This window comes from Gimesia panareensis (assembly GCF_007748155.1).
Classification (GTDB): Bacteria; Planctomycetota; Planctomycetia; order Planctomycetales; family Planctomycetaceae; genus Gimesia; species Gimesia panareensis.
In genome coordinates, this window is the sequence record NZ_CP037421.1 from 2,779,559 (window position 1) to 2,799,206 (window position 19,648).

Below are 19,648 nucleotides of genomic sequence, written 5' to 3' on the forward strand. Positions count from 1 at the left end.
ATATTATAGTCAGGCCCTTTTCCGATGTAGACCGTGAGGTATACAATCCAGCAAAGAATTTGACAACCGCCACACCGTCAGAACAACAGGGTGAACAGAAAATGAGTATCGATATTGCCACGATCCCGGAACTGCTGAACTTCAACCGCGTCATGACGCTTAAATTACTCGATGAAATCAGTGAACTGCCTGATCCGGCCAGTGCCCTGGGACACCGCCCCGGTCCCCAGCGGGCTCACATCGCCTGGCAGATCATGCATCTGGGCATCACTGAGGAGCTGTTCGCCTCGCAACGACTCCGAACGACGGACTCATCCCTGACAGAGTGGTTTGACCTGTACCAGAAGGGGAGTACAGCCAGTGATGAGCTCCCCACCATCGATACCATTCGTTCCGTCTTGAGCGAGTCCCGCAAAAATCTGCTGGATGCCATCTCGCAGATTACCGAGGCGGATCTGGATACCATTCCCGCCGGACTCAGCGAGCGTGGCTGGACGAACCAGATGGCATTACAGATCGTCTGCTGGCACGAACCGCATCACCAGGGCCAGGCCCATCTGTTACTGAATTCCTGGAAGGCGCAGCAATAAAGCAGCACCATGCCCCTGAACGCATAGACGCCGTTTTGACAAATCGCTCTTGACATTTTCACAGCATCCACAGACAGTACGTTCCGCATGCTTGAGAAAATGTTGCTGTAGAGATTCCACCTGATGTGAGCTTTGCTCTCCCTCAGTTGAAGGATCTGTCGTTATGAGTTCGATCAATCCCGGTGCCGTCAATCTCAACAGTTCCTTTGCCGGTGCCCAGCGCAGCGACGCTACGGCCGACAAACAGAAAGCAGACTCGGCACAGCGGAATGCTGAAATCACCCAGCAGGAAATCACCGACCATCAGTTACACGATGTCGGAGACGCGGATAAATCGGGAGATCGTGACGCCGATGGCCGCATGCCGCTGGGCTACGATGAAGAGGACTCCGCCCACAGCGATGACCAGCAGGCGACCGAAGAGGAAGCTTCCCGCCGGACTCCCGACGCGGATGGCACACTGGGAACGCATCTCGATCTGGATGCCTGAAGCTGGTGGCTGCGAACCTATTTGGAATGATTCAGGAAACCGAACAGACTCTTCTTCTTTTTGGCCACTGAATCTTCTTCCGCAGACAGACTCTCTCCACCAACATGGGAGGCCAGTTCCATAATGGTCCGGGTCAGCTTGGCTTTAGGTGCCTGCATCACCAGTGGGACCCCGTTATTCCGGGATTCAACCATTGTTGCGTAATCGTTGGGAATCTGGGCAAAAATCTCGCGTCCGATGGTTTCCAGTGCCTTATTGATACTGATCTGTGTGTCTTCCAGTCCCAGTCGGTTCATCACGACTTTGAGCTTATCAGCAATCTGATCATGATTGTCAAAAAACTGGGAAAGTCGCACCACATTGCGCAGGCAGGGCAGATCGAGCTGCGCGACTAGCAGAACGGAATCAGACAGTTCCATCGCTGCCAGGTCAAGACTGTTATAACTCTTACTGACATCGATCACCAGGTGGGTGAAAGTCGCCCGCAACAGGGCAATGATTCGCCGCAGCACCTCGGTTGAGATCTGCATTGACATATCCATCTGCACGGGGCGGGGCAGCAGAAAGGCACCACAGTTATGCTTGGTCAGAGAACGCTTCAAGAGCGAATAATCCAACCGGGAAATATTTTCTGCCACATCCTGAATCGTGTAGTCCGGAATGATATCCAGCCAGACATCGGTGTCTCCCAGCGCGAGATCCAGATCGATCACTGCCACGCTGTTATGTTCGTTACTCGCCAGGCAGCAGGCCAGATTAATTGCCAGTGATGTACAGCCCACGCCGCCACTCACACCCGCAACCGTGATTACCTGGCTGGAGCGAGGTGCTTTGTGTTCTCCTCCCTCCGTTTTTCCGGAAGACATCTGAATCCGGTTCAGAGCCGACAGAAAATCTTCCAGCACCAGGGGGAAACCCAGAAATTCTTTGGCGCCATTGCGCATCGCGCGCAGGATCAGGCTGCCTTCCTGAGAACTACTGACCACAATCACACTGCAACTCGGCAGGTCGCGCGTCACTTGAGCGATCAGATTCAGCGCCAATTCCGGATTGGCATCCAGGGAAATTAATGCAATGTCCGGCTTGGTCTGCGAAACCACTTCGGTGAAGAACTCGTAGCGGCTGCATTCCGCCTCGAGCCAGACCATATCCACACCAATCAGCATGTTCTTCAGCTCATTGCGCGTTGTCTCATTCGGATCAATGATTGATAATCGAACAACTCCACTCATAAGTGATCACTTCTGCTTAAGGTTTGAATTTTCTCGTCTGATTTCTTTATTATCGAATCAGAGCGGGGGCGGGTTTTAAATTATTTCTAGCCCCCCGGTCCAATTAAACCAGGCTGACCTTGAGATGGTGTACTTAAAACCCCTGGTTTGGGTGCTGGTGCGGGCTTCGTCGGCTTCTGCTTTGCCTTCCACTGACTCTTTGAAGTTTCGGTCAGATCGGGAACTTTCATCCCCTGTGGGCCTGCTGCCGGTTTTGCCGGTACCTGTTGCATCTTCTGCTGTTCCTGTAACGCTGTGACTTCTTCCGGAGTCATCGCGGGCTTGCGAATCACTTCAGACTGAATCGTCGGCGGAGCAGGGGGTGGCGGCATCTGAGACTTCGAAGCCGGCGGTAAGACATTGTCGTCCATCTGCATCATCGATTCCGGGCTGATCGGTCCGGGAACCGTGTAGCGGCAGTCAGGGCACTTATCCCCATAGCTGGGCACTTCCAGAACACCATCCCCGTACAGCTCGCGATCGGTCGGAGTTGCAGTAAACCGTCCCGGTCCACCCGGAGGAATCTGACCGGATTTCAGAGGCGAAACCAGTTCCGGCGTGACCATAATCACCAGCTCCGTTTCTCCTTCGGTGTAGCGAACCCGGCGGAAAGCCGCACCCACCACTGGGAGTTCGCCCAGGAAGGGAGTCTTGGAAGTCTCTGCCGTCTTACGGCTGGAGATCAGTCCGGCAATCACCATGGTCTCACCGAAGTTCATTTCGACAGCCGTATTGGCCCGGCGAACGGTCAGACCGGGAACCGTGGTTCCAGAGACCTGCACCGCATTGGAAAAGTCACGTTCACTGACTTCCGGCTGGACTTCCAGACGCAGCCGGCCATTCCCCAGCACGATCGGTACCGCTTCCATACGGACACCAAACTCACGCCATTCGATGGTCACGGTACCCAGACTCTGCGGAACGAGGATCGGAAATTCACCACCGGACAGCAGGTTAGCCGGACGTCCGCTGGTGGTAACCAGTTCCGGTTCCGCCAGAATCTTCAGTAGTGCTTCCTGCTTCAATGCTTCAATGAATGCCTGAAAAATGCTGTTGTCGCCAACGAGCCCAAAGCCCATCGTCGCATTCCCCAGCAGCTTCTGGGATGCGGTCAGAGCCGGAGGGCCACCAAAGGGAACAGAGATTCCCGTCAGAGGCACCAGGGAACCGGGATTGCTGTAAACGTAACCCGACTGATTCAGGAACAGCCAGTTCACACCCAGTTGTCGGATTTTGGAACGCTGGACTTCCATGATTTTGACTTTAAGCAGAACCTGCTGCACCCCAGCCAGCTTCATCTGATTCAACACGCCGTTGGGGAAGAACTGTTCTGCGATCTCCACCATTTCGGTGATCGCTTCTGGCTCAGTCACCCAGCCACGCAAGACGACAGAGTCCTGAACTTTGATCGCGGTCACGGAAGAACGGGGAAAGAGCTCTTTCAGATAGGCCTGCAGATGGCGGGCATCTCCGCTGACAAAAGTCTCAACGGAATAGATTTTTCCGTTTTCGTCAGTGATCACCAGCGTGGTGACTCCCGGAATCAGTGCCTGCACCCGAATCTCGTTGGGAGTCAGGGCAGTCACATTCAACACCGTCGGGTCAAAACCGTCGACGCGTTTGATCTTACCGGGAAACTTGAGAATCTTGGAGAACTTCTCGGTCACTTCCAGTTTCATCTGCTCGGATGTAACCTGGACGACCGGCTCACTGGCCCCGGGCGGAACGGCTTGCTCGCCCTGTGAGTATGCTCTGGCATTGATCAGGCTAATCACCAGTGCCAGACACAAAGATAAACGATTCACTTTTAAGCATTTGTTGAAGGCCAGCATCCGTGCCCCTTACTTTTTTAACAGTAGAGTCAGTTATCATTTTATGTCTGCCAGGCGTACTGCCCGGCAGCCAAACCCCCACTCCTTAAAACAGAGCAGGGGACTCACAGTTCAGTTGATTTTCTGCTTTTGTCTTTTAGTAAATGAATCCCACAGATTTTTCAGGGCTGCCTGCTGGTCATCCAGCTCTTCTTCCAGCAGTTCTACTTCCTGAACAATCTTTTCTTCTCCTGAAAAAATCTCAATCTGCCACATCTTCTTTTCCTCTTCCAGCGGCTCAACATTCGCTTCCGCGGAGGTCATCATCTGGGGTTCCTGCTGTTCATCCAGAAATGCTTTCGCCGATTTTGATTCCTTCTCTTTTTCAGCGACCGGCTGCTGGTCTTGCTTTACATCTCCCTGTGTCTCTTCACCATCGTCCAGATACTCGCTGCCATCAATCGAAAAGACTTCAGCCAGTTCCTGATCGTCAAACTGCACATCTTCGGTATCAGAATCGTCTGACTGCGACCGCAGAGCGAGGTGGACTTCTCCTTTTTTCTCAGCAAGCTTCAACATTGCTCCTTCACGGGGAGAGAGCAGTAACGAAATATTTTTGGATTTGACCTGGTTGCTTTCGGTTCCCCCAACGTCCGTGAGATGATCCGTGGCAAAGATCTTGACGCGTTCTAGAATTACTTTAGTGATGGTTGACATACCCCCCTGTGGCTTTCGCGCCGTGAATGTCACATACACATCAACAAAGTCACCCGGGAGTATTAAACCACTATGTGTTTTGGTCATATCGACCGATGTCGTAAAGACCCGTTTTCCATCTGGAATTTCAACTGATGCGCCCCTTACACCTTGTTCACTGAGCTTCGCTTTCATCACGATTTCGCCAGGAACGGCCCGGGTTTTAATAGAGCGCTCTTTATATTCTTCCAGTTTTGTGACAGAACCTTCTGGTATCTGATCAATGGGCCATGATTTAAATTTCACATTGGATTCATTCAGGGGAGTCCCCGGAGCAATCTCAGCAATGGTCACCAGCACATTTGCCTTCTTGACCTCTTCCTTCTGATCACCGCGGTTCAGGACCTGCCTGACACCCAACATCGCAACTAAACCACAGCCTACTGCGATTACCAACATCATCAATGACTTCAGTTTCATTTCTGTCACCCGTAAAAGAGAAACACATCCAGCGACACTCATGTTTCTCACAGGCTCCCAGGAGCACTGTGACTCTAAGTGACTGACCCGATGGGTAACTGCTTTCACAGTTCAACAGAAAAGAATTTCTGTCATCATGGTCTACATCGGCACTGAGAGAGTAATCGCTTCAATTTATAACGATTTTATCGTTTAAAATAATCATCCCGATTGTAGCGGCCTCTTCAGCATGCTAACCGAAGAAGCCCACAACTCTTATTTTTTCTATTTTCACATACTTGCTTTGCCTGTGATGACTTACAGTAGTCCGGCATAGAAGAAGTATGCGATTGATCCAATGCAGATCGGAATCCCGTACGGCAGAAGGTACATGGTGGGCTTTCGATCTTTGGCAATCCGCGACAGTTCGCGGGGATTCTTTACAGAACGCCATTCGTCCAGAATCATGATGGCCTGTCCCAGGTGTTTGTAGAAGCTCTTGCGGTAGAGCACCATGGCCACTGCCATCACGGCTCCCACAACGGTGGTCACACAGAACGCATAGAAGGTGATTTTGACTCCCAGCCAGGCACCAATGCCGGCCATCAGTTTCACATCACCAGCGCCCATGCCCCCGACACTGTACAGCGGCAGCAGTGTCGCCAGCCCCACCACCATCCCCAGCAGGCCCCAGCCGAGTCCGGCCAGACCACCGGTCCAGGTCATGTAGACCAGACCGGAAAGGACCATTGGATAGGTAATCCAGTTCGGAACCCGCAGTTCTTTACCATCAATGTAAGCAGCATAAATCAAGACGATGGAAACAAACTTAACATGCCAATTCTCGAGAAGTAACTGTTGCCAATCCATCAATATGGCCTTTCTTATTTCAATCTGAGTGAAATGCCGTTCAAGGCATTTCCTGAGGGATAGTTCTTGTCAGTTAGTCACAGCTCAAATGTGATCTGTTGCTTGTGCATCTCACTGCCGGGCAGGGCAGAAATTCTGAGCTGAGATCAGTTGTATTCTTATTAATCAGTCTAGGTCACAAACGAGGCAGAGCTGGGAATATCTTGAAAAAACAACGGTTTTTCCACGTCTCAACAGCACGCCTGCAAGCGTGTGGACCATGACAGACAACATGCTCTTTCAGGTCTGATTCAGACACTAGCAGCGGCTGCCGGTCAGCAGAGAAGTAAACCAGACAATGAACATCATCATCATCATCATGAACTCCAGAACTGCTCCCGCCTGGTGGGCATCAACATAAAACGGAAACATACTGCACTCTCCTTAATTACAAACAGTGATTGAAACACATGGGGATTTTTTTGCCGGGGCAGGCTGAGGCCCTGAATTTCAGTCTCCCGTTACGCGAGAAAACGCTCAGCCGAAAAGTTCGACTGAGCGATTTACTCTTAAATTCGTTGCGATACAGGTCGCCCCTATTAGGTCAACGCATCACGAACAGCTTCGAATTTCGCATTGGCGTTTGTACCAACAGCCTGGATGGCAGTCAGACAAACGATCACGATCAGAGCCAGCATTACAGCGTATTCAACAGCTGTAGGACCATCTTCTGAAACCAGGAAATTCTTGATGCTCTTTGTCAGATTCTTCATTGTTGCTCTCTTTCTTTCCAATTGGAGTCGAGTCATGAACCACATGCATCGACAAAACAACCAAGCCATGGTCATGAACCACAGCTCACCCGAAACATTGCCTCTCTGAGTGACGTCCTCAGCAGAAGCGGCCAATATGCCCCCTCTTAGAAGAGCAGATTCCTGCAATCGAAAAAACGATTGCAGAAAAATATTGGTGTAGAATGAACTCATATAAAACCAGAAATTGCTTTCCGGTATGATGTCATTTCTGTTGTGAGCAGCTGCTCCATTTTTTTATCTTCAGGAACAAACTGCTGACACCTAAACCTAGGTCACGGGTTAAAACAGTCAAGCAGAGAAAGAAAAGATTTCTGGATAATATTTACCGGTTTCATAAAAGAAACGCTCAAGTTCGCGCAAACTATTACCGGGAAAGTGCCGTTTTCCCCTGTTGAGAAACGGCAACGGACGATTATTTTTGAGTCATCAAAAAATAATTCGACAGCGATCGTACAAGCTTGTCCGCAGAGATGAACGCGTGCCTATGCGAATTAATCGTCCGACTGCCAGTCATTGAGCTTCTGCTCTATACGCGCCTGATCCAGACGATCCGGATCCGTGTCTCGCAGAGCCTGCCTGAGGATCGCGACCGCCCGCGCGGAATCTCCCTGCTGGTGATAGCTGTTCGCCAGCTGAATTTGCACCACGGGCAACTGGGGCACCTGCCGAGAGGTATACTGCCACAGGCTGAGTCCGTTCTTCCAGACGCCCAGATACTGTTCGGTCTGGAGACTGAAACGACTGACCAGCGCCAGCACCAGGATGCCAAACACCGCCGGGACCAGATAGCCGGACACACGTTGCCTGCCGTAATATCCGATCAATACTCGTTCTTTAAGTCGTTCCAGTATCTGATAGACGCCGCTGAATAATAATCCGAAAAACGGGATACAGGGCAGATACAGATAGCGGTCATTCATCAATGTGGTAATGGGAAACAGATTGAGTACGGGCAGTAAGAGCAGCACAAATGTGGCTCCCGCAAACAGAATCAGCGGTTCCCGTTTTCCCATCCGTGCAAACAGCACCGCTGCCGTCAGCCAGCAGACCACCGCCAGCAGGACCAGCCCGCCAATCCCCGTGACAGGCGGGTCGTATAACACCGAACGAGTCTGAGGCCAGACCAGCATCTGCACGTATTTCGACATGATCACGCTGTCAACGGAGAGAAGTTCGAGTTTGCTCATCCCGAAGTGATCGCGCACGCCTCCCAGTTCACTCGTCTGTGCCAGCATGGTGATCACCAGCAGCAACAGGGCGCAACAACCCGGAAAGATCTGCCGTTTGACCGCTTCCCGGAAGGGCACCTTCGCCACCCAGTAGTCGTAACAGAACACAATCGCCGGCACGACTACCGCCAGGGCCTTGGAGAGCAGGGCCCCGATGAAACAGACAAATCCGCAGGTATTCTGCTCCAGAGTCCGCTCTTTGCGAAGCCAGTACCAGAGTGATGCCAGGATAAAAGCTCCCGACAACAGTCCTTTACGCGAGGAGATCCAGACCACGGTTTCCACCTGGACCGGATGAATCGCAAACACCGCAGCCGTCGCCCAGCCCACCAGTCGATTTCCACTCAGGCGGGTCACCAGCAGGTAAGCCAGAACCACATTGACCAGATGCAGCAGTACATTGGTCAGATGATATCCGCCGGCCCACAAACCATACAGCGTATGATCAATCAGGAAGGAAAGAATCGTCAACGGCGCATAATTACGTGTCACCACTTTCGTGGCCACCTGCTGCAGATTCTCCGGTTGCCAGCTCTTGATCAATGGATTCTCAATCACATACCACGGATCATCCCAGTTCACAAAATCGAAAGTCACAGCCACCCCGTAACTGACCAGCACCACCAGTGCCAGAGAGACCAGCGGGATCTTCTGACTCTTAACGGCCTGCCAGAGTTGCCAGGGCAGTTCTACTCGCTTGCGACTTGTCATGGAAATTCACCAGTTCAGAGAGAATACGGGAATGGAGCTTCACGTATTCAAAACATAGTTTGTGATCTGGCGTTTGCAGATGCTTTGGGAAAAATGTTGATTTTAGACAACGTCCCCAGATCTGCCGGACACGAGAGCCGGCAGAATCGTTGTAACCGGAAGCATTTCACAGTTCGCTCTGAGCCCCACGATTTCCCTGCACGGTCGAGAGAAGATCGTGAGCTAGGCTTGGTTAGATCATTATCCAGACTGCATTCAGGCAGTCATCCCATTTCATATCCGCTCCGGAGAGTAACGTGCTCAAATCACAAACCAGTTCCGACACCAGCCTGGAAATCACCGAACCTGTCCTCGCACCTGACTGTGCCGAGATGATGTCCCAGTTTCAGAATCTGGAACCACTGCTGGAAGAAATTGAACAGGCTTATGCTCCACAGCCGGAGACATTACGGGAACCACAGCAAGCCCAGGAAAATCAAATAACTAGCGGTAAAACAGTCGTCATCATGCCGGCTTTTAATGCCGCCCCGACGTTACTTAAAACTCTGGCCGATCTGCCCCAGGACGTCGTCGACGAAATCATCCTGGTCGATGATGGCAGTACGGATGCCACGATCGACATCGCGTTGCGGGAAGGGCTCACCGTTATCAAGCATAAAGAAAACCGGGGCTATGGCGGCAATCAGAAAACCTGTTATCAGTATGCCCTCGATCATGGTGCCGAATACGTTGTGATGCTGCATCCCGACTATCAGTACGACAGCCGCGTCGTGGGCATCGCCGTTGAGTTACTCAAGCTGGGAATCTGTGATGTCGTTCTGGGCTCACGGATCCGCACGCGTCAGGAAGCCCTCGCCGGTGGCATGCCTGCCTGGAAATACATCGCCAACCGCCTGCTGACAATTACCGAAAACATCGCCCTTGGTCAGAACCTGGGGGATTTTCACAGCGGCTTCCGCGCCTACCGCAGGGAAGTCCTGGAGACAATTCCGTTCGAACGCAACTCCGACGACTTTGTCTTCGACAGCCAGTTCCTGGCACAGGCGGTTTACTTCCAGTTCCGCATGGGTGACATTCCGGTTCCGGTCCGCTATTTCCCGGAAGCCTCCAGTATCAACTTCCGCCGCTGCGTCAAATATGGTCTCTGCACTCTGTCAGTCCTGGCCCGTTTCTGGGCACAACGTCTGCGGATCCGTCCGTCGAAGATCTTCTTCAGCAAGCAGACCGACTCGGATGCCGACAACCGCGTACAGCTGCAGCAGGCCTCACAAAAATAAGGCAGGCCTCCCGCTGGAAAACCTGCCTTACTGAAATCTGTGATTTTCTGGTCTACTATTCTGCCGCAGGGGGCTCCGCAGGAACCGGTTTACGGACAAAGTGCACGATCAGGGCCAGAGCAACAAAGCCCCCCAGTGCAGCAAATCCATAGGTAGAAAACCCACTGGATTTGATACTGAAGAGTGAGCCGAACGTCGCCAGCAGGGTAGCAATCCCCATCGCCAGGTTCCAGACGATTCGTTTCCCCCCGGTAGGAATCCGCTCTCCCAGGATCTGTTTCGAATTCATCATGAAGAAGAAAGTCAGATAAGCGATCGGCAGCAGCACCATCCCGAACATGGAAGTCGGCACCGCCAGCCACGCTTTGGCATCCCCTTTCCAGAAGAAGGAACCAATGGAACCGGTAATCGCCGGCATGAAACAGCCGATTCGATGATACATGCCTTTGGGTTCGACTCCCAGCATTTCACAGAACACAAAACCGTTGATCAGCATCAGAATGATGATGGTTGAAACCGCCATCGACAACACGCCGATCCCGAACACTAATTGTGAGACCGTCTCTCCCGCCAGCGGCTTCAGGGCCGAGGCCAACTGGAAGGCGTCCCGATTCACCAGCATTGCTGCCAGCTTGCGTTCCGGCAGGGGGAGTGCATCCCGTTTCTGGGCCAGTGCCTCGGAGTCCTTTGACAATGCGTCCCACTCTTCCGGAGAGACTTCCGTCTTGATCCGATTATCCAGCAGCTTATGATACTGCCCCAGCAGTCCGGGGTCTGCCTGGACCACCTGGCCCTGGGCATCTTTTTCACCCAACAGACCAGCTGCAGGCTTCGCATGAAACTGGGAAGCAGCCGCAATCACCACGCAACTGGTTGCCAGCACAAAAGGCACAAACAGCCCGGTCGACAGGTCGAACATCGCCAGACCACGGAAATCCTTATCCCAGCCTTTCGCCCGCATGGAGTAGGGTAACAGGAACGTCATATTGATGCCGACTGCAGTGGCGGCAGCGGTGATCATCACCTTCTGCTGATTGCCGACAATCAGATTTTTCCAGTATTCGGCATATTTCCCGGCTTCGGATAACACGCCGGAGAATTCAGGAGAGGGATTGTTAAACAAGCTGAAATTGGGAATGTATCCCGCCAGAATTTTGCCCCAGTCCAGGTCATTGGTGGAGACACTCATCTTGATGACCACACCAAAGAAACAGATCACCACAATCCCCACCAGGAACTTCAGAATCGCTTCAAACAGTTTGATACCCCATCCGCCGGAATCGTAGAACCAGATCACGATCCCGGACAGTACGAACAGCATCGCCACTGCAAGAATTTTCCCGTTGTCATTGTTCGTAAAGATCTCAGGCGCCAGGTTCTGCTGCAGCGCTGCAGTCCCCAGGGAGAATTGTGGCATACACCACACCAGGTTCGCCATCAGAGTGGCAATCGCCCAGCCCCAGCCCAGCACGGGATTGATATGTGTATTGATGGCAGCAAACGGCCGCTCCTTTGTCGAGAGAGCAACATAACCGATGGCGCTCAACATGATCACCCCCAGAATCATGGCCAGCGGCTGCAGCCACATCAGGTGATAACCGGACAGAATCCCCAGATAGAGCCCGCCGGCCAGCGACCCGCCCCCCAGGGTAATCGCGCTCTGCAACCACCCGGGACCGGAAAGCTTCGTGTACGCCATCAGCTTGGCACCAGTACCACGCTGTTTCGCATCCAGGATCAACTGGCGATCTTGTTCAATTCGGGAATTGTCTGCTTCTTCAGTCATTGCAAACTCTTGCTGTATCTATATTTATCGGGCGAGTTAATTTACGTCGGTTCTTAAGACAAGAAGCCAAGGTAACCACTTCCAGAGCGAGAATCAAGCATCGTTGATTGATCCCCTCCGACTTTCAGTCAACTGTGAAGTCGAGAACAGGCTGACAATTCAGCCAGTTTAAGAACGATTCCACTTTCAGAGTCAGCGCTGGAACAACGAGACAGAAAACTAAAGTAGATTAAGAAACAGCCTTCTCGGCAGACAAAAAAAGCGGCTCAAACGAACACGTCTGAGCCGCCCAATTCAATTCAGATGAATATCCTAAGAGTTTATTTCTTCAAACTTCCCGAGACCACAATGATCAGGTCCTGGGGATTGATGAATTTCGCAAAGGCCTTCTGAGCCGCTTCGGTGGAAACAGCGTTGATCTTCTTTTCCAGATCGATGTAATACGTCATATCACGATCGGCAAAAAGATTATTCGACAGAATACTGGCCAGCGAGGAATCGCTGGTGCGCGAGACTTCCTGCTGTTCCAGGTAGCCTTTCTGGGCGTTCGCCAGTTCTTCGCTGGTGATCCCTTTGTTGATCAGCAGTTCCAGTTCTTCCTTGATCGCGACTTCCACTTTGTCCATGTTGTCCGGGTTACAACTGGCGTAGATCGAAATCGATCCGCGGGGATCGACCGCATCCGCATGAATGAATGCCCCGACCCCATACGCCAGGCCTTCCTTCTGTCGCACGCGATCCCCTAATCGAGAAGACAGACCACTGGAACCCAAAACGGAACCAGCGACAATCAGATCCGGGTAGTCGGGAGACATGCTGTTCATCGGGAAGGTCAGACCAGCGAAGTAAAAGGCATTCGCTTTATCGGGAATGATAATCTCGGTCAGTTTACCGGGAAGCTTATGTGGTTCAGCCGGGATATGGGCATACTCGGCAGAAGATTTCCAGCCTCCCAGTATTGAACCCAGCTGATCGAAGACTTCGTCTTCCGCGAAATCTCCCACGACGGCAATTTCCCCCACCGAGGCTCCCAGAAAGTTTTCATACAGGGTCTGCAGATCACTCTGGGTCAATGCTTTGATCCGGGCGGACTCCTGATCGAGATCGGGAATATAGCGGGGATCTTCCGGAGCATAGGGCCGCAGTTGCCGCCGTACCGAAAGAATCGCCCGGGACTGGGGATCGGTCTTCTGCTTATCCACCGTCGCAAGATACTGCGTTTTCAAAACTTCCAGTTCAGTGGCGGGCAGCGTTGGCTCGCGGAGAATCTGGCGAAGAATCTCGAGGACTTTACCCAGGCTGTCGCGACGGGTTTTAATCGACACATTCAATTCGCCCGGCGAACCGGAAAGCAGTAACTGAGCACGCAGCTTATTGAGCTCATCCTCAATCTGCTGGCGGTTCAGATTCTTTGTCCCCCGTTTCATCACTGCGGGCAAAAACTCGCAGGCCGTTCGTTTGCCCTGCAGATTTTCCAGGTTCCCGTAGCGGAGCGTCATCTTGAGATTAACCTCTTCACCGCGGGTCTTCTTGGAGAGCAAAGCGACTTTCACACCATCCGACAGTGTTTTGACCGTGGTGCGTTTGTTGATATTCTCGGGAGAGACGTCGAAGTTTTCACCCATGGCGACCGCTTCGCGCCCCTTGTAATCGCCAATCATCTTCTCGATATCAGCGATCTGGGGAATCGCCACTTTCTGGCTCTCTTCCACGGGAACGAAGATGCCCACCGTCCGGTTGTTTTCCTTCAGGTATTCATCCGCGACCCGTTTGACATCAGCGGGGGTGACTTTCTCGAGGGCATCGCGATACAGGAACCGCAGACGCCAGTCCCCCATCGCCACCCACTCAGAAAGTTCCACCGCCAGGCGGGAACTGTTGTTTTCCGCCTGCTCGTACTGTTTCAGCAGTTTTTCTTTGGCGCGGGCGACGTTCTCAGGTGAGATCCCTTTTTCCCGCACTTCCTGCAGCGTATCGAACATGATCCCCAGGACCACCTGCGGATCGTTGCCTTTCACGACTTCGACCATCAGCCGCAGCACTCCCGGATCGTGCAGTGCAAAGATGGAACCGGAAACGCTGGACGCTTTCTTGGTTTTTACCAGGGCCTGATAGAGGACACCAGAAGGATCATCGGTCAGCGTCGATTCCAGCACATCCAGAGCCGCCATGTCTTTGTGGGCGGCGGCAGGGATGTGGTAAGCCACTCCCACGACAGGCACTTCGCCAATCCGTCGCAGCGTGACAATCCGTTCGCCTTCCTGTGGAGGTTCTTCCGTATAAGTCTTATCGAGTTTCCGTTCGGGACGGGGAATCGTACCAAAGTACTTGTTGATCAGTTTGAGCGCCTCGTCCTGTTCGAACTTACCGGCCACAATCAGCACGGCGTTGTCGGGCTGATAATATTTCTTGTAGAACCCTTTCAGGCGATCGATGGGCACCCGCTCGATATCGGCCCGGTTGCCAATGGTTGATTTTCCGTAGTTGTGCCATTCAAAGGCGGTCGCCATCACTTTCTGCATCAGCATGCGGGCCGGGCTGTTTTCGCCCCGTTCAAATTCGTTTCGCACGACCGTCATTTCTGACGCCAGATCTTCCGCCTTCACATAACTGTTGATCATGCGGTCGGCTTCCATTTTCAGTGCGAACTCCAGGTTGTCTTCACTGGCCGGCAGCGTTTCGTAGTAGTTGGTCCGGTCGTACCAGGTCGTGCCGTTGAACTGGGCACCGCGGGCCTGCAGTTCCTTGGGAATATTCTGATGCGTAGGCGTCCCTTTAAACAGCATGTGCTCGAGCAGGTGCGCCATGCCCGTTTCGCCATATCCCTCGTGACGCGAGCCGACCAGCAGTGTCAGGTTAACGGTCACCTTGGGACTGGAAGGGTCGGGGAACAGCAGAACTTTCATCCCGTTCTCCAGGGTATATTCCGTGATCCCTTCCACGGTCCGGATTTTCTGGGGAGGAGCAGGGCTGTCTGCTGCCGTCACAAACGATTGGGAAACAAAGCTCATTACGAAAAGTACCCCTGCGGTTAAACTCCATTTTTGTCGATTCATCATCCGATATCTCGCTCCACTTGAGAGGTTCAGCAATATTAGTTGTTGTTCTTAACTCAACAGCGTCAGCATACTCTTGTCGAATTATAGGCGATTCGCGGAAGGGCAACAATCACTGACTGTAGATTTCGCCCAGTTCACCTTGATTTGCCGGCCTCGCGCAGCCACGTCGACCCCAACCCGATCGCAATGCCCATAATCAAGCCGACAGTATGTGCCATGTTCGCAATCTTGCCCGTGAATTCCTCAAAGACTCCAGAGAGACATAAAAAGTAGAAGACCATGAGAATGGTCACCATGTTGGGGGGCACATAAAAAGAGGATTGGGGATCGTATTGGCTTTTCATCCACATATAACCAAACAAACCATATACCACTCCGGAAAGCCCTCCAAACCCCGGGCCTCCATTGGAAAAGTGATCGCCTCCCCAGTAAAACTGTGCCAGATTAGAAGGGATGGCGATCAGGATCACCATCAGCGCCAGTTTGGTACTCCCCTTTTTGATCTCAATCGCCCCTCCCAGCTGATAGGTCATGAAACCGTCAAATAGAATATGCATGAAATTAAAATGCATGAAAATGGGGGTAATCAGCCGCCAGAATTCGCCCTCTCGGATATCCAGCAACCGGGTATCATAACGAATCATATCGCCGGAGACCTGAAACGAGCAGATACCCAGAGCCTGACGAATCTGAATGCTGAAGTCACTGTATTCCAGAAAAATGTACACAACTACGCTGACACCAATCAGCAGAGAGGTGACCGGACAACGACTGGTAAACGGCTGATTCCAGGTTTCCCGAACCTTGACCTGCCGTTTGACAGCAGCCCGCGCCTGAGCGATTTTCTCGTCCCGAATGGCCTCTGCCTGTCGGGTTGCGGCCTGATACTTCGCAGCGGTGGGTTCCTGCTCAAAGGCAGCCAGTTCGCTTTTGGCCTGCTCGACCTGGTCTTCATCCAGGACCCAGATATTCCACTCATCTCCAGAGGCATCGATATTGGCACCGATCTGTTCTGTGAGCAGAAAATCTTCAAACAGTTTTGCCTGCTGCTCTGAAGGCAGCGTGCCAATTTTTCTCATCGTTCGTACAATCCATGCCCCTGCTTAACAACAATGACTTCCATGTCAGGCATTAACAGACCCGCAGGTAAAACGGGAGAAATCAGTCCTGCTTCAGGGCAGATAAGTGTGTTTGAATTTGTTTTTCTAAAGTCGTGCGGTCAGACCAGGGAGCATAATGCGCCCGCATGATGAAACCGTAGGCTTCTCCCGGCTGATAGTCCGGAATAAACCATTGAAAATCCCAGGCGGGATTCTGTTTTCCGCCCCCGGTCGGCGACTGGGCGAACCAGATCTGATCCCGCGGCCGGAACAGCTGAGTATAAGCATAATTGTCACGAATACCATAGTACCACGGACGCGAATACACATACGCAGAGGGATGATTGACCAATGTCAGCGGAAAATCAGCAGCCACCCGGGGACGGAACCGCGCCCAGGCGGGGGGATGAGTACTGTCCACTCCGTGGGATGGGGTCCGGGCATCCAGAAACTGCTCCCGCTGATCCGGACGGTCTGTTCGCCTCCCGTAAAAATGAATCCGCCGGTCTTCGGGAGCCTGAATATAGCTGGCCCAGAACAGGCCGATATACCCGTTTTTGAACAGATCCGCATGCGGAATGCACTCAAACGTGTACTCAATCGTCCCGTCGGCCAGGATCTGGTAACGGCCGCAACTCTCCAGTTTCCAGTTCTGCGTTGGTGCCTGATACAGCTCTACGGTGTCATCCGAAATGATCCTGATCTGCATCGGAAATTTTCGGGGCTCAAATTTTTCCGGCAGCCTGGTCGTGCCGTCATGAATGTGCTCAAAATTCAAACCTGCCAGCGCAGGCACAAACAGATTCTCTTCCTGCCCCTCATATTTGAGTGAAGCCAGGCCGTTATAACCGGCGCGGTGTCCCGGCAGCAGTTTTGTATCGACAGCCGCATTATCCACAATCACTGCTGTGACCTTGCCCCGTTTCAAAACGATGGCATGCTGATCAGTCAAGCGATATTTGACCTGGGGATTCGTCAGGCTGGTCACCCCCGGTGCCGCCAGCGGATGGGCGGCGGGTAGTTTCACAGTCATCAATAACAGAAACAATCCAGCCAGAGCGCACCGGATCCAGTTCATCTCAGATCTCCCATCGGGCAGGGGAATGGCTTCAATCCTGTCTTACCGTTTCCAGGTAGTTGCGAAATTCATGAATCCGCCTCAGGTCGAATCCTTCGGGTGACTTTTCCAGTAGATAATCCGTATCCGCAATGGCCTCGGAGATACGGCCGGTCTGATAACGCAGTACCGCCCGCAACCAGCGTTCCTGGAGCAGTTCCTCATCGATGGCGATCATCGTCTCGACGTAACGCAGCATCGACTGCACGTCTTCATCGTCCCGTGCGATATTCAACAGGTTCCGCAACATTCGCTGAATAATATCGCGTTTGGGTTGCGCTTTGAGATATTCGCCATCGAACCGCCCTCCGTTTGCAGAGAGAATCATGACCTTCGCGGCTTCTTCGCTCAGAGTTTCGCCCCCCTCGAAGACATCGACCAGTTCGCCCTTTTCCGCAGTGGAATTGACGCGCACTACAAAATGTCCGGGCAGCCCTACGCCGTCGATGTCCAGCCCCAGTCGTCTCCCCAGTTCCATATAGAGTACCGAGAGGGTGATCGGCAAGCCTTCGCGGTCTTCGATCGTCTCATTAATATAGCTGTTGGAGCGACTGTAATAGTTGGTACGGCTCCCGTGGAAACCGGTTTCGTGAAACAGGTACTGATTCAGCGCCTTGAGCTTCGCTTTCGCATTCGCATCCTCGGGCAGCGTCTTTTTGATCTCGTTGACCATGCTGGTCATCTGCCCCAGATAGACCTTGGGCTCTACTTCATTGTTATCCAGCCGGGCCACCAGCAGCGCCGCTGCCATCAGATCGATGTCCGCTTCCTTTTTCTCGCTGGTAAAAATCGCCTTGAGCTCATCGCGCACAGCACGTTCATGGATCGACTGCGCCAGCTGTTTCAAACGTTCGGCCTGTTTCTGCAGCAGTCGTGCCCGCTCCTGCAAAGCCTGCTGTGCCCGCCGCTCGTCGGTCTCCTTGACCACCGCCTCGATCAGATCCGCCTGTGGCGGTCGATCCACGCGGAGATCCTCGGTCAGATCCAGAATTTTCTGCGCAGTCTCTTTGGAAGGACGGTAGGGGGGAATCTGAGAACCCACCTGAAATCCCCGGAACGAAGCCACCGTATTCCGGAACTTGGCCAGTCCCACTTTCCCTTCGGTATAGTGCTGATCTTTGACCTCAAACACTTTTTCATCGTTCACAAAGCAGAGAATGCGATCGGTCTCCAGACGGACTTTCAGATGATTCCATTCCCCCTCGCGATAGGCGTTGCTCTTCTTCTCATCCAGCACCCGCCACAGAAATACATCCGGTCCGTCGAATCGACTGATGCGCAGACTCTTGTTGCTCGGATAAAAACCGTAATGCTTTGTATTTTCATCGGAATAGAAAATCAGCCCCGCAGCCCCCGATTCATCATCGAGCTTGACCTCTACAGCCACCTCGTAGGGAAGTTCAGGCAAGGCTTCCTGGGACACACACAACGAACGGCTGCCCAGGCCGGAGCCAAAGCCATCGACCTGAATTCGCCCCGCCCGTTGTCGCCACCGCGAACCGAACAGGGGTTTCCAGAGATGCTCATCCAGGGTGCCAATCGTCAGCCAGCGTTCGATCGGCACTGGATTCGGTTTTTCCAGCAGACCTTTCAAGGCGCTGATATTCACGGCGTACCCCAGATTCCGGGTGACCGCCGACTTGAGTGTCACGATTCCCTGCACGTGTCCCCGTGAATCCAATACAGGACCGCCGCTGTTACCGGGCTCAATCGGAATCGCCAGCTGGATCATCGGCTTGCCGTCGATTTCGCGTGTTCCCGAATTCACCCCTTTGACCACACTGTACCGCAGCCCCTGGGGGTTCCCCAGCACGACGATTTCCGCGCCCTGTTTCAGCGTCTCCGGTTCTGCCAGTTTGAGTGGCTTCAGATCAGTGACTGAGATCTTCAATACCGCCAGGTCCATCAGCCGATCGGTGGCAAAGACTTCCTGGACTTCATACTTCGTCCCATCCGCCAGTTGCACGCTGATCGGTCGCGCTTCGCCAATCACATGCAGGTTGGTCGCGATCAGCCCGTCCGCGCCGATCACAAATCCGGTTCCCAGTCCGGCCTGTTGACCATCGCGCCCGGCAAAGGAAACGGACACAACCGATTCCCTGGCACGCTCCGCGAGTTCTTCCGCGGTCAGCCCCTGATCGGCTTTGTTTTGCTTCGCCTGTGGACGCCGGGCCTCCAGTGGCTGTTCTTCCGCCAGCGCCATCAGTGGCAACAGCAGCATGCAGACAAAACTGAAAACCGTCAGGGATTTGAATTCAACGCGTCCAGCCCGGGAAAGACGTCTGAACATGGGCAGGCATCCTCAAAAAGGAAGGGGGGAATGAGCTACTTATTCATTCTGATTGTATGTGACGGCAAGGCAGAATGCAAAAAAGATCCCCCTTTTCC

At 52.9% G+C, this 19,648-nt stretch carries 14 protein-coding genes; 3 read left to right on the forward strand and 11 right to left on the reverse strand.

Annotated features, from left to right (window positions below; all coding sequences use genetic code 11):
• Positions 1-101 precede the first annotated feature (101 nt).
• Together Enr10x_RS10460 and Enr10x_RS10465 are read left to right on the forward strand one after the other, a co-directional pair.
• Positions 102-590, forward strand: a complete 489-nt coding sequence (locus tag Enr10x_RS10460; protein ID WP_145449011.1) for a DinB family protein — start codon at positions 102-104, stop codon at positions 588-590.
• Between the two features lie 163 nt (positions 591-753).
• The gene (locus Enr10x_RS10465) at positions 754-1,080 is read left to right on the forward strand and encodes a hypothetical protein (protein WP_145449012.1); all 327 of its coding nucleotides are present in this window, start codon (positions 754-756) and stop codon (positions 1,078-1,080) included.
• Between the two features lie 17 nt (positions 1,081-1,097).
• Here Enr10x_RS10465 and Enr10x_RS10470 read toward each other — a convergent pair whose 3' ends face one another.
• The 6 genes from Enr10x_RS10470 to Enr10x_RS10495 all read right to left on the reverse strand — a co-directional run bounded on the left by Enr10x_RS10470 (position 1,098) and on the right by Enr10x_RS10495 (position 8,921).
• Positions 1,098-2,312: an AAA family ATPase gene (locus Enr10x_RS10470; RefSeq protein ID WP_145449013.1), complete on the reverse strand. Its 1,215-nt coding sequence runs from the start codon at positions 2,310-2,312 to the stop codon at positions 1,098-1,100.
• 86 nt (positions 2,313-2,398) lie between these two features.
• The gene (locus Enr10x_RS10475; protein WP_197996538.1) at positions 2,399-4,156 is read right to left on the reverse strand and encodes a type II and III secretion system protein family protein; all 1,758 of its coding nucleotides are present in this window, start codon (positions 4,154-4,156) and stop codon (positions 2,399-2,401) included.
• 138 nt (positions 4,157-4,294) lie between these two features.
• Positions 4,295-5,320 (reverse strand): Flp pilus assembly protein CpaB, encoded by a 1,026-nt coding sequence (gene cpaB, locus Enr10x_RS10480; RefSeq protein WP_197996537.1) that lies wholly within the window; start codon positions 5,318-5,320, stop codon positions 4,295-4,297.
• Between the two features lie 315 nt (positions 5,321-5,635).
• On the reverse strand, positions 5,636-6,187 hold the full coding sequence (locus Enr10x_RS10485) for an A24 family peptidase (protein ID WP_145108276.1): 552 nt from the start codon (positions 6,185-6,187) through the stop codon (positions 5,636-5,638).
• 578 nt (positions 6,188-6,765) lie between these two features.
• Positions 6,766-6,939 carry a Flp family type IVb pilin gene (locus Enr10x_RS10490; protein ID WP_002649391.1) on the reverse strand — a complete coding sequence of 58 codons (174 nt, stop codon included), beginning with the start codon at positions 6,937-6,939 and terminating at the stop codon, positions 6,766-6,768.
• A 533-nt stretch (positions 6,940-7,472) separates the two neighbouring features.
• Positions 7,473-8,921: a tetratricopeptide repeat protein gene (locus Enr10x_RS10495; protein ID WP_145449014.1), complete on the reverse strand. Its 1,449-nt coding sequence runs from the start codon at positions 8,919-8,921 to the stop codon at positions 7,473-7,475.
• Positions 8,922-9,427: 506 nt separating this feature from the next.
• Here Enr10x_RS10495 and Enr10x_RS10500 point away from each other — a divergent pair.
• Entirely contained in the window at positions 9,428-10,198 is a 771-nt protein-coding gene (locus tag Enr10x_RS10500; protein ID WP_390621353.1) for a glycosyltransferase family 2 protein, read from the forward strand.
• Between the two features lie 55 nt (positions 10,199-10,253).
• Here the strand turns inward: Enr10x_RS10500 and Enr10x_RS10505 are convergent, their stop codons facing one another.
• From Enr10x_RS10505 to Enr10x_RS10525, 5 genes are all read right to left on the reverse strand, one after another.
• On the reverse strand, positions 10,254-11,984 hold the full coding sequence (locus tag Enr10x_RS10505) for a divalent metal cation transporter (protein ID WP_145108270.1): 1,731 nt from the start codon (positions 11,982-11,984) through the stop codon (positions 10,254-10,256).
• 320 nt (positions 11,985-12,304) lie between these two features.
• Positions 12,305-14,995, reverse strand: coding sequence for a M16 family metallopeptidase (locus Enr10x_RS10510; protein ID WP_145108267.1), 2,691 nt, complete (start codon positions 14,993-14,995; stop codon positions 12,305-12,307).
• Between the two features lie 182 nt (positions 14,996-15,177).
• The gene (locus tag Enr10x_RS10515; RefSeq protein WP_145108264.1) at positions 15,178-16,122 is read right to left on the reverse strand and encodes a rhomboid family intramembrane serine protease; all 945 of its coding nucleotides are present in this window, start codon (positions 16,120-16,122) and stop codon (positions 15,178-15,180) included.
• 82 nt (positions 16,123-16,204) lie between these two features.
• Complete coding sequence (locus Enr10x_RS10520; protein WP_145449015.1) at positions 16,205-17,221, reverse strand: hypothetical protein; 1,017 nt, start codon at positions 17,219-17,221, stop codon at positions 16,205-16,207.
• Positions 17,222-17,252: 31 nt separating this feature from the next.
• The gene (locus tag Enr10x_RS10525; RefSeq protein WP_145449016.1) at positions 17,253-19,550 is read right to left on the reverse strand and encodes a transglutaminase family protein; all 2,298 of its coding nucleotides are present in this window, start codon (positions 19,548-19,550) and stop codon (positions 17,253-17,255) included.
• Between the last annotated feature and the right edge of the window lie 98 nt (positions 19,551-19,648).

Bases quoted from the DNA above. Each gene is read 5' to 3' on its own strand.
- Enr10x_RS10460 (WP_145449011.1), top strand. From the start codon at position 102: ATGAGTATCGATATTGCCACGATCCCGGAACTGCTGAACTTCAACCGC.
- cpaB (WP_197996537.1), bottom strand. From the start codon at position 5,320: ATGATGTTGGTAATCGCAGTAGGCTGTGGTTTAGTTGCGATGTTGGGT.
- Enr10x_RS10520 (WP_145449015.1), bottom strand. From the start codon at position 17,221: ATGAACTGGATCCGGTGCGCTCTGGCTGGATTGTTTCTGTTATTGATG.
- Enr10x_RS10470 (WP_145449013.1), bottom strand. From the start codon at position 2,312: ATGAGTGGAGTTGTTCGATTATCAATCATTGATCCGAATGAGACAACG.
- Enr10x_RS10465 (WP_145449012.1), top strand. From the start codon at position 754: ATGAGTTCGATCAATCCCGGTGCCGTCAATCTCAACAGTTCCTTTGCC.
- Enr10x_RS10505 (WP_145108270.1), bottom strand. From the start codon at position 11,984: ATGACTGAAGAAGCAGACAATTCCCGAATTGAACAAGATCGCCAGTTG.
- Enr10x_RS10495 (WP_145449014.1), bottom strand. From the start codon at position 8,921: ATGACAAGTCGCAAGCGAGTAGAACTGCCCTGGCAACTCTGGCAGGCC.
- Enr10x_RS10490 (WP_002649391.1), bottom strand. From the start codon at position 6,939: ATGAAGAATCTGACAAAGAGCATCAAGAATTTCCTGGTTTCAGAAGAT.
- Enr10x_RS10515 (WP_145108264.1), bottom strand. From the start codon at position 16,122: ATGAGAAAAATTGGCACGCTGCCTTCAGAGCAGCAGGCAAAACTGTTT.
- Enr10x_RS10510 (WP_145108267.1), bottom strand. From the start codon at position 14,995: ATGAGCTTTGTTTCCCAATCGTTTGTGACGGCAGCAGACAGCCCTGCT.
- Enr10x_RS10500 (WP_390621353.1), top strand. From the start codon at position 9,428: ATGCCGGCTTTTAATGCCGCCCCGACGTTACTTAAAACTCTGGCCGAT.
- Enr10x_RS10525 (WP_145449016.1), bottom strand. From the start codon at position 19,550: ATGTTCAGACGTCTTTCCCGGGCTGGACGCGTTGAATTCAAATCCCTG.
- Enr10x_RS10485 (WP_145108276.1), bottom strand. From the start codon at position 6,187: ATGGATTGGCAACAGTTACTTCTCGAGAATTGGCATGTTAAGTTTGTT.